Origin of the sequence: Halomonas heilongjiangensis (assembly GCF_002879645.1) — a bacterium.
GTDB lineage: Bacteria > Pseudomonadota > Gammaproteobacteria > Pseudomonadales > Halomonadaceae > Halomonas > Halomonas heilongjiangensis.
Genome location: NZ_PNRE01000015.1, coordinates 24,364 through 30,756, shown reverse-complemented (window position 1 = coordinate 30,756; position 6,393 = coordinate 24,364). Strand labels below are relative to the sequence as shown.

The following is a 6,393-nucleotide window of genomic DNA, read 5'->3' as shown; positions in this document are numbered from 1 at the left end:
GCCCAGGCCTGGCAGGCGTCACGGGACCGCCAGCGGGCGCTGGCCGCCTGGGAGGCGGTGGCCGAGCGCAGCGATGCCGGCGATGACTGGCTGCGTCTTGGCCAGCTCGCCCACGGCTGGGGGGAGCCGGCACTGGCCGAACGGGCCCTGCGGATGGCCAGCGAGCGGGGCAGGGAGGAGGCCGGGCGCTGGCTCGAGGCCCTGGCGGCGTCCCCCCTGTAGGGTTGGCGACGGTCCGACGAAGATGCACGAAAAGGTTACAGGTCGAGCTTGGTCCATACCGGCGCGTGGTCGGAGGGCCTCTCCATGCCGCGCAGGTCGTAGTCGATGCCGGCGTCGATCACCCGCTGGGCGAGTGGCGCGGTGACCAGGATATGGTCGATGCGCAGTCCGCGCCTGGGGTCGCGCTCGAAGCCGCGGGAGCGATAGTCGAACCAGCTGAAGCGGTCGTCGACCTCGGGGTAGCGAACCCGGTAGCTGTCGGTCAGCCCCCAGGCCTTGATGTCCTCGAGCCACTCGCGCTCCACCGGCTGGAAGCTGGTCTTGCCCTCGCGCAGCCAGCGCCGACGGTTGGCCTCGCCGATGCCGATGTCGATATCCTCGGGCGAGATGTTGAAGTCGCCCATCACCACCAGGCGCTCGTCGGGGCGGTGGTCTTCCTCGAGCAGGCGCTTGAGCCGGGCATAGAACTCGCGCTTGTTGGGAAACTTGACGGGGTGGTCGACGTTCTCGCCCTGGGGGAAGTAGCCGTTCCATACCGTCAGGGGATCGCCGCCGGCCGGGCGCAGGCGCACGCCGATCATGCGGCGCTGGGCCTCGTCGCCGTCGTCGGGGTAGCCGAAGTGTACCGCCTCCGGCTCGCCGCACTGACTCGTGTCGACCATCAGCGCCACGCCGTAGTGCCCCTTCTGGCCGTGGAAGTCGACCCGGTACCCCATCGCCTCCACCGCCGCGAGGGGAAACTCGCTGTCCTGGACCTTGGTCTCCTGCAGGCCGATCAGGGCCGGCCGGTGGCTCTCGACGAGCGCCTCGAGCTGGTGGAGGCGCGCCCGGATGCCATTGATATTGAACGAGACGAGGCGCATCAGTCGTTGTTCTCCTCGCCGCTGGTACCGCCGTGCTTGTCGTCGGGGTGAATGGCGATGGACTCGCCGGCGGCCTGGCGGGCGAGCTTGCGGGCCGCCTGCAGCTTGCGCTGCTGGCGCTTCTTCTGGGTGAAGCGGGTCGACGAGGTCACCTGGTCGGGATTCTCGTGGCGCCACTTCTTGAAATCCTTGCGCTTGCCGGTGCGGATCTGCACCTTGTCGGCCAGCGAGCGTGTCTTCTTGCGGCGTGTCATGACGCAGACTCCTTGCGTATCCGGGGGCATTCTACCAGCCGGGCCGCGTGCTTCGACAGCGATCCGTGCGCGGTGCATGCGCGAGACGGGCCCTCGGCGCCGTAGACTGGTACAATGCGCGTTTGTGTCATGCCTCCTATCCACTGAAACGGACTAGACAGCAAGCCTATGAGCGAGTCGGAACAGATCACATCACCGGCACCGGCCCAGGATCGCAAGCCCAAGCGTCGCCGCCGCAAGCCGCGGCGTCGTCAGTCGTCGAGCTGGGACCTGCGCCAGTTCCAGGTGCCGGCCGTGGCCGGCAAGTGGCGCTTCCACGACTTCGACCTGCCGCTGCCGCTGATGCGGGCCATCCACGCCCAGGGCTTCGAGTACTGCACGCCGATTCAGGCCGAGGCCCTCGCCCACACCCTGCTGGGTGGCGACGTGGTCGGCAAGGCCCAGACCGGTACCGGCAAGACCGCCGCCTTCCTGATCTCGATCCTCGCCTACTTCCTCGAGGAAGAGGTGCCCAACGGCCAGAAGCCGGGCGCACCGCGCGCGCTGATCGTGGCGCCGACCCGTGAGCTGGCCCTGCAGATCGAGAAGGATGCCAAGGCGCTGGCGCGCTTCACCGACCTCAACGTGGCCAGCGTCGTCGGCGGCATGGACTACCAGAAGCAGCGCGAGGGGCTGGGCAAGAGGCTCGATATCCTGGTGGCCACCCCGGGGCGCCTGCTCGACTTCCACCAGAAGCGCGACGTTGACCTGACCCAGGTCGAGGTGCTGGTGCTCGACGAGGCGGATCGCATGCTGTCGATGGGCTTCATTCCCGACGTCAAGCGCATCATCCGTCATACGCCGAAGAAGGAGGAGCGCCAGACCTTCCTGTTCTCGGCCACCTTCACCGAGGACATCCTCAACCTGGCGAGCCAGTGGACCCATGAGCCGGCCCACGTGGAGATCGCGGTGACGGTGGAGAACGCCGCCGACATCGATCAGCGCGTCTACATGGTCAGCGACGAGGACAAGCAGCGGCTGCTGGTCAAGCTGCTGCAGCAGGAGAGCTTCGACCGGGTGATGGTGTTCGGCAACCGCCGCGACCTGGTGCGCCGGCTCGACGACCTGCTGCGCAAGGCCGGCATCAATGCCGCCATGCTCTCCGGTGACGTGCCGCAGAATCAGCGCATCCGTACCCTCGAGCAGTTCCGCGAGGGCGAGATCCAGGTGCTGGTGGCCACCGACGTGGCGGGGCGCGGCATCCACATCGAGGATGTCAGCCACGTGATCAACTACACCCTGCCGGAGGACCCGGAGGACTACGTGCACCGCATCGGCCGTACCGGCCGGGCCGGGGCCAAGGGGGTGTCGATCAGCTTCGTGGGCGAGGAGGACGCCTTCTCGCTGCCCGAGATCGAGCGCTTCATCAACGCCAAGCTGCCCTGCGAGCATCCGCCCGAAGGGCTGCTGTAAGTGGTAAGCGCGGCGCTCCGCGCCTGGAAGCTGGAAGACGCGGCTGCGCCGCTTGAAGAAAGGACCGCTCGGGCTGCGCCCGAGAAGCCACCCCACTGAGCGGCGTCGGGGACGGGTCGGAGCGGAGGTCATTCTTCATGGATGAAGAATGTAGCGCCCAGGGAAGGGTTCACAGCGCCTCCGCGAAGGCCTGTCGCCGGGAAAGCCGCGTTTCTCTCGTGGTCCCCCTAATGATACAGGCGCCAGCATGCTCGATGAGGTCCTGAAGGGCGAGATCCAGACCGCCTACCGCCGGGTGCTCGAGGGGCTCGACCTCACACCGCGCTACGGCCAGCGGCTGATGATCGCCGAGATCGCCCGTACCCTGGCCGGCATCGAGAGCGACGAGGCCGGCCGGCGGACCAGCGACGAACACGTCTGCGTGCTCGAGGCCGGCACCGGCACCGGCAAGACCCTGGCCTACCTGCTCGCCGCGCTGCCGGTGGCCAAGGCCCGCGGCAAGCGGCTGGTGATCGCCACCGCCACGGTGGCGCTGCAGGAGCAGGTGCTGCACCAGGACCTGCCGGCCCTCAAGGCCCACAGCGGCCTCGATTTCGACTTCGCCCTGGCCAAGGGGCGGGGGCGCTACATCTGCGTGGCGCGCCTCGACCAGGCCCTCGACGGCGGCGAGGAGAACCCGACCCTGTCGCTCTTCGAGCAGTCGCTCGCCAGCGGCGGCGACGCCTTCCAGGCCCTGGCGCAGTCGCTGGGCGAGGCCTACGGCAACGGCCGCTGGGAGGGCGACCGCGACAGCTGGCCCGAGGCCATCGACGACAGCCACTGGCGGCGCCTCACCGTCGACCATCGCCAGTGCACCAACCGCCGCTGCGGCCATTTCGGTGCCTGCGCCTTCTTCCGCTCCCGCCGCCACCTCGACAGTGCCGACGTGATCGTCGCCAACCACGACCTGGTGCTGGCCGACCTCGCCCTGGGCGGCGGGGTGGTGCTGCCGGCGCCCGGCGACTGCATCTACGTGTTCGACGAGGGGCACCACCTGCCGGACAAGGCGCTGCAGCACTTCACCCACCGCTTCGCCGTGGGCGGGGCGCTGCGCTGGCTGCGCACCCTCAAGAAGTCGCTCACCGAACTCAACGCCGCCCTGGCGGTGCAGCCGACCCTGGCGCGATTGCTGGCCGGATTGCCCCAGGCCATCGACGCGCTCGAGCCGAGGCTCGGCGAGGCCTTCGCCCTGGGCCACCAACTGGCCGAACGTCCCCAGGGGCTCGCCGACGGCGAGGAGAGCCGCCACCACCGCTTCGCGATGGGCCGGGCGCCGGAGGCGTTGCGCGAACTCGCCGCCGCCCTGGTGGTGATCTTCGCCGAGCTCGCGCGCACCCTGGAGAGCATGGGCGACATCCTGCGCGAGAGCCTCGACCCGGACAAGCACACCGGGCTGCCCCGCGAGCAGGCCGAGGCCTGGCTGCCGCTGGTGGCGCTGCTCCATGGCCGTGCGCTCGAGGCCCACGCCCTGTGGCTGGCCTTCGGCGAGCAGGACGATCCCGGGGAGCCGCCCCGGGCGCGCTGGCTGACCCTCGAGCGTTTCGGTGGCGATCCCGAGCTGACCTTCTCGGCGAGCCCGGTCTCCGCCGCCCATACCCTGGCCAGGACGCTCTGGGGCAGCAGCTTCGGCGCCGTGGTGACCTCGGCGACGCTGACGGCCCTGGGGCGCTTCGAGCGCCTGCAGGAGCGCGCCGGACTCGCCAACCGCTACCGCTACCAGCGCCTGCCGAGCCCCTTCGACTACTCCCGGGCGGTGCTCAGCGTGCCCCGGGAGGCGGTCGACCCGGCCGACCGCGAGGGCCACGAGCGGGCCATCGTCGACTTCGTCGAGGCCCTCGGCGAGCGGGAGGCGGTACTGATGCTGTTCTCGTCGCGGGCCCAGCTGCGCGGCGTGGAGAAGGCGCTGTCGGCCTCCCGTCGCGAGCGGGTGCTGGCCCAGGACCGGCTGCCCAAGCGCGAGCTGATCACCCGCCACCGGGCGCGGGTCGACGCCGGGGAGGGCAGCATCATCTTCGGCCTGGCGAGCTTCGCCGAGGGGATCGACCTGCCCGGCGACTACCTGACCCATGTGGTGATCACCCGGCTGCCGTTCTCGGTGCCCGACGACCCGGTGGGGGCGACCCTCGCCGAGTGGATCGAGAGCCGTGGCGGCAACCCCTTCATGCGCATCAGCGTCCCGGATGCCTCGATCAAGCTGGTCCAGGCCTGTGGCCGGTTGATCCGCAAGGAGGCCGACGCCGGGCGCATCACCCTGCTCGACCGCCGGGTGCTGACCCGTCGCTATGGCCGGGCGCTGCTCGACGCGCTGCCGCCCTTCGTGCGCGAGATCGACGGGGTGCGCCAGGACGCCTGAGCGTTCGTTCCATCACGCAACAGGCCCGCCGGTTCAGATCGGCGGGCCTGTTCGGGTCCGGCTGCGGGGCGGTGCCTGCTCAGGCCGCGCTACGGCGGGTCAGTACCGGGGTCAGCTTGTCGTGCATCTGCCTGAAGGTCTGCACGGTGGTGTCCCAGTCGATGCAGGCATCGGTGATGGAGACCCCGTACTGCAGCCGGCTGCGGTCCTCGGGGATCTTCTGGTTGCCCCAGCCGATGTTGGACTCCACCATCAGGCCGATGATCGAGCGGTTACCCTCGAGGATCTGGTTGGTGACGTTCTCCAGTACCAGCGCCTGCAGGGCCGGGTCCTTGTTGGAGTTGGCGTGGGAGCAGTCGATCATGATGTTGGGCTTGACCCCGGCCTTCTTGAGTTCCTGCTCGGCCAGCGCCACGCTGACGCTGTCGTAGTTGGGCTTGCCGTTGCCGCCGCGCAGCACCACATGGCCGTAGGCGTTGCCGCGGGTGCGGATGATCGCCACCTGGCCGGCCTGGTCGATGCCGAGGAAGTTGTGCGGGTGCGCCACCGACTGCAGGGCGTTGACGGCCACGTCGAGGCTGCCGTCAGTGCCGTTCTTGAAGCCCACCGGGCAGGAGAGACCGGAGGCCATCTCCCGGTGGGTCTGGGACTCGGTGGTGCGGGCGCCGATCGCCGACCAGCTGATGCAGTCCTGCAGGTACTGGGGCGAGATCGGGTCGAGGGCTTCGGTGGCCAGCGGCAGGCCCATCTCGGCCAGCTCCACCAGCAGCCGGCGGGCGATGTGCAGGCCCTCCTCGATCTCGAAGGAGTCATTGAGGTGCGGATCGTTGATCAGCCCCTTCCAGCCCACGGTGGTGCGCGGCTTCTCGAAGTAGACGCGCATCACGATATAGAGGCTATCCTTGACCTCATCGGCCAGGCGGCGCAGGCGGCGGGCATAGTCCAGTGCCGCATCGACGTCGTGGATGGAGCAGGGGCCGACCACCACCAGCAGGCGCGGGTCGCTGCCGTCGAGGATCCGCTGGATCGTCTCGCGGCCCTCGATCACCGTGCGTTCGGCGGCCTCGGTGAGCGGGATCTCGTTCTTCAGGGCCTCGGGAGAGATCAGGACGTCCTGGGCGAGGACGTTGAGGTTGTTGACCTGCTGCTCTGACATTGTGCTACCTGTGTCGTGTCTGCGCCGATGGCGATGAATACCAATAGTGGGTTC

Annotated in this window: 5 protein-coding genes and 1 pseudogene; 3 read left to right on the top strand and 3 right to left on the bottom strand. The window is 69.2% G+C overall.

Features of this window, described 5'->3' with window-relative positions; all coding sequences use genetic code 11:
- A pseudogene (locus tag C1H66_RS22790) lies at nucleotides 1-222 on the top strand (hypothetical protein); the annotation flags it as partial.
- Between the two features lie 35 nt (nucleotides 223-257).
- Here C1H66_RS22790 and xthA read toward each other — a convergent pair.
- Both xthA and C1H66_RS02420 read right to left on the bottom strand, forming a co-directional pair.
- The gene (gene xthA, locus C1H66_RS02425; protein WP_102626325.1) at nucleotides 258-1,085 is read right to left on the bottom strand and encodes an exodeoxyribonuclease III; all 828 of its coding nucleotides are present in this window, start codon (nucleotides 1,083-1,085) and stop codon (nucleotides 258-260) included.
- Nucleotides 1,085-1,339, bottom strand: a complete 255-nt coding sequence (locus tag C1H66_RS02420) for a hypothetical protein (protein ID WP_102626324.1) — start codon at nucleotides 1,337-1,339, stop codon at nucleotides 1,085-1,087. The genes xthA and C1H66_RS02420 overlap by 1 nt, the downstream gene beginning before the upstream one ends.
- A gap of 168 nt (nucleotides 1,340-1,507) precedes the next feature.
- Between C1H66_RS02420 and rhlB the strand changes: the two genes are divergently transcribed.
- Entirely contained in the window at nucleotides 1,508-2,791 is a 1,284-nt protein-coding gene (gene rhlB, locus C1H66_RS02415; protein WP_102626323.1) for an ATP-dependent RNA helicase RhlB, read from the top strand.
- 247 nt (nucleotides 2,792-3,038) lie between these two features.
- On the top strand, nucleotides 3,039-5,183 hold the full coding sequence (gene dinG, locus C1H66_RS02410; protein WP_102626322.1) for an ATP-dependent DNA helicase DinG: 2,145 nt from the start codon (nucleotides 3,039-3,041) through the stop codon (nucleotides 5,181-5,183).
- 79 nt (nucleotides 5,184-5,262) lie between these two features.
- Here the strand turns inward: dinG and C1H66_RS02405 are convergent, their stop codons facing one another.
- Nucleotides 5,263-6,339: a 3-deoxy-7-phosphoheptulonate synthase gene (locus C1H66_RS02405; protein ID WP_102626321.1), complete on the bottom strand. Its 1,077-nt coding sequence runs from the start codon at nucleotides 6,337-6,339 to the stop codon at nucleotides 5,263-5,265.
- Nucleotides 6,340-6,393 lie beyond the last annotated feature (54 nt).

What these genes read in the sequence shown, in the direction of transcription:
- xthA (WP_102626325.1), bottom strand. Translation starts at nt 1,085, where the DNA reads ATGCGCCTCGTCTCGTTCAATATCAATGGCATCCGGGCGCGCCTCCAC.
- C1H66_RS02420 (WP_102626324.1), bottom strand. Translation starts at nt 1,339, where the DNA reads ATGACACGCCGCAAGAAGACACGCTCGCTGGCCGACAAGGTGCAGATC.
- rhlB (WP_102626323.1), top strand. Translation starts at nt 1,508, where the DNA reads ATGAGCGAGTCGGAACAGATCACATCACCGGCACCGGCCCAGGATCGC.
- dinG (WP_102626322.1), top strand. Translation starts at nt 3,039, where the DNA reads ATGCTCGATGAGGTCCTGAAGGGCGAGATCCAGACCGCCTACCGCCGG.
- C1H66_RS02405 (WP_102626321.1), bottom strand. Translation starts at nt 6,339, where the DNA reads ATGTCAGAGCAGCAGGTCAACAACCTCAACGTCCTCGCCCAGGACGTC.